Here is a 3423-nt window from a genome sequence, read left to right as displayed (position 1 = left end):
CCCGGAAATCCAAACCCTCGTCAACACCATCACCGCCCCAACCCTTCGGCACTAAATTGGCCTAAGTCAGGAATCACTTCGGGCTCAAGGTCTATTCCTAGGAATCAGCCCTGCATTTAAGGGCACTGTGGGGAGTCCGCCACCCCGCCAGCTGTGTCGTCACACACTCAAACTTTTCGGTGTGCCCGTGGACAGCCGCGGACTGCTCCCCAACTGAGAACAGAGGCGTTCAGCATGCGCTAAGCTCACGGCATGCGCCTTCCCTCCCGCCTCGCGGCTTCTCTCCTCGCCATCACCTCCGCTGTCGTGCTCAGCGCCTGCGGCAGTTCTTCTTCCACGGTCGCAACGATTACCACGACTACGCTGAACCTTCCGGGTGCAGGCGCCGGTCTGGAGGGCGGCGGCGCCCCTGATAATGAGCAGCACCCCGATACGCAGGCCTCGGAGAAAGGTTCGGACAAGGTCCTCGATGGTGACGCGCTGTGGGATAACACCACCGAAATTCCCCAAGCCGAGCGTCCAGAGCCGCGCGTTGACCTAGCCCAGCCGGAAGCGGCCGAATACTTCATGACGGCAGGAGTGCTGACCCCGGGTGTTGCAATCTACAACCTCGAAAATAGCGGACGCTGTTCCGCAGGCCATTTTGCGGGCGACGGCCAGCGCCTCTTCATTCTCACCGCAGGCCACTGCGGCGATAAAGGCGATACGTTCTATTACAACGACAGCGCCGGAAACCGCGTCAAAATTGGTGAGATGGTCCTAGAGGCGCGCAACACCAACACCGAACACATTAACTCCGCCGATATCGGCCTAATCGAAGTATCTAATCCTGCAGCCAAGGTATCCACATCCCCGGCTCTCAACGCACCGTTGATCGGATGGATGAGCCTTGACGAAGTCGACCTGGCACACCCCACCATCTGCCGCGCTGGCTCCACGCGAGGGGTTTCTTGTGGTAACTATCTTGGGCGAGATGCTGACCAAGGGTTGTTTGCCTTCGGTAACGACAGCGACCGTGGAGACAGCGGCGGCCCCGTCTACGCCGTCATCGATAACGAGCTCTACGCCGTGGGCGTCATGTCATACGTCGTTGATGAGCCCAATAATCAGGAAGCCGGCGCCATGGAAATTGGCAACACAATGCAGCATTTTGGTCTTACCCTCTACATCTAACTCCCCCAGCAGCATCGCACGTTCTGGACTACGGTGGAAACAGTAAGTTTCCTGTCTGCTACCTGCCAGAAAGGCTTTTGCAATGGACATCACCGCACAGCCACAATGGGCCGCGCTCACTTCTCTTTTTGAGAGCAAGAAGGACCTCAATTTGCGCGAGCTCTTCGCCAGCTCTCCTTCCCGCGCCACCGACTACTCCTTCGACGCCGCGGGCCTGCATGTGGATCTGTCGAAGAACCTCATCGATGAGGACGTCGTGTCCAAGCTCGTGGACCTCGCCCGCGCCGCGGACGTCGAGGGCCGCCGCGATGCCATGTTCGCCGGCGAGCACCTCAACAACACTGAGGACCGCGCTGTGCTGCACACCGCGCTTCGCTTGCCTGTGGAGAAGGACTTGAGCGTTGACGGCCAGGACGTTGCTGCTGATGTCCACGAGGTGCTCGGCCGCATGCGCGACTTCGCCACCGCTTTGCGCTCCGGCGCGTGGCTGGGGTATACAGGCCACACCATCAAGAAGGTCGTCAACATCGGCATCGGTGGCTCTGACCTGGGGCCAGCCATGGCCGCCAAGGCCCTGCGCTCCTACGAGGTAGCGGGCATCAGCGCAGAGTTCGTCTCCAACGTTGACCCGTCGGATCTCGCCGCGACTCTCGACGGCCTCGACGCCGGCTCCACCCTCTTTATCGTGGCCTCCAAGACTTTCACCACCCAGGAAACCCTGGCCAATGCTCATGCCGCGCGCCGCTGGCTCATCGAGCAGTTTGATGGTGATGAGTCGGCCGTCGCTAAGCACTTCGTTGCAGTCTCGACCAACGCGGAGAAGGTCGCCGAGTTCGGCATCGATACCCAGAACATGTTCGGTTTCTGGAACTGGGTGGGCGGGCGCTACTCCGTCGATTCCGCCATCGGCCTGTCCCTGATGTGCACCATCGGCCCGTTGGACTTCATGCGCTTCCTCGAGGGTTTCCACGCCATGGATGAGCACTTCCGCACCGCGCCTCTGGAGAAGAACGTTCCGGTGCTCATGGGCCTGCTCGGCGTGTGGTACTCCAACTTCTTCGGCGCGCAGACCCACGCGGTTCTGCCCTACTCCGAGGACCTCGGCCGCTTCCCGGCCTACCTGCAGCAGCTGACCATGGAATCCAACGGCAAGTCCGTTCGCCGTGATGGCACCGCAGTCAGCGCCGGTACCGGCGAGATTTACTGGGGCGAGCCAGGCACCAATGGCCAGCACGCTTTCTTCCAGCTCATGCACCAGGGCACCAAGCTCATCCCGGCGGACTTCATCGGCTTTGCCCGCCCAAAGGAGGACTTCCCCACTGCAGATGGCACCGGCTCGATGCATGACCTGCTCATGGGCAACTTCTTCGCACAGACCAAGGTCCTGGCCTTCGGTAAGACTGCGGAAGAAATCGCCGCCGAGGGTGTGGACGAAGCCCTCGTTCCGCACAAGGTCATGCCGGGCAACCGCCCCACCACCACCATTCTGGCGGAGGAGCTCACCCCGCAGACCCTTGGCGCGCTCATTGCGCTCTACGAGCACATCGTGTTCACACAGGGCATCATCTGGGACGTCAACTCCTTCGACCAGTGGGGCGTGGAGCTGGGCAAGCAGCAGGCCAATGACCTGGCACCGGCTGTCTCCGGCAAGGAGGAGGCCGCATCCGGCGATGGTTCCACGGATGCTCTGATTGGCTGGTACCGCAGCCACCGTTAAGCACTGCTTGGCGACGTCTCACCAACCCCCGGCCGAACGGTCGGGGGTTCACCCGTTTTTAACGGGCAATCGACGTGTGGGATCGCCAACGCCGCGGAGGCCCGGTGGGGGCGTCCGCGTGGGCGGTGTGGTGCTTGGGGGGGTTCAGCCTGGCCGGGGGAGGTTGTTCTGGGCTTGTTGATACGCCGCCTGGGCAGTGATTGGTTCTGCCCAGGGTGGGATGTAGTCCACTTCGCCGCGGAGGCGGAAGACGTAGCCGGCACCGGTGGGTTTCTCCGGGTCATCATCGTTAATACCGTTGTGGTAGGCACACAACATGGTTAGATTCGGCGGGTCGGTAGTCCCGCCCGCTTTCCACGGCACTAGGTGATGCACGTGGGCATAATCAGCCGGTTTATTACAACCTTTCCTGGCGCAGGTGGGGTGCTCGGCACTGGCCATGATGCGTTGCTCAAACCCGGCTAGGCGTTTCATGCGGTGCAGCCATACCGGCCCGATGGTGGGGTGGATGAGGGTGACGTAGCCGATCTCAG

Annotated in this window: 3 protein-coding genes; 2 read left to right on the top strand and 1 reads right to left on the bottom strand. The window is 61.5% G+C overall.

What is annotated here, in order from left to right:
* The first annotated feature begins 252 nt into the window (after positions 1–252).
* Both HMPREF2875_RS09325 and pgi read left to right on the top strand, forming a co-directional pair.
* Positions 253–1173 (top strand): trypsin-like serine protease, encoded by a 921-nt coding sequence (locus tag HMPREF2875_RS09325; protein ID WP_070672456.1) that lies wholly within the window; start codon positions 253–255, stop codon positions 1171–1173.
* 82 nt (positions 1174–1255) lie between these two features.
* Positions 1256–2890: a glucose-6-phosphate isomerase gene (pgi, locus tag HMPREF2875_RS09320; RefSeq protein WP_070672453.1), complete on the top strand. Its 1635-nt coding sequence runs from the start codon at positions 1256–1258 to the stop codon at positions 2888–2890.
* A gap of 144 nt (positions 2891–3034) precedes the next feature.
* Here the strand turns inward: pgi and HMPREF2875_RS09315 are convergent.
* Positions 3035–3423: HNH endonuclease signature motif containing protein (locus tag HMPREF2875_RS09315; protein ID WP_141754609.1), on the bottom strand; the 389-nt coding region annotated here is incomplete at its 5' end.

The organism is Corynebacterium sp. HMSC078H07 (assembly GCF_001812805.1).
GTDB lineage: Bacteria > Actinomycetota > Actinomycetes > Mycobacteriales > Mycobacteriaceae > Corynebacterium.
This window is presented reverse-complemented; position numbering and strand designations above follow the sequence as displayed.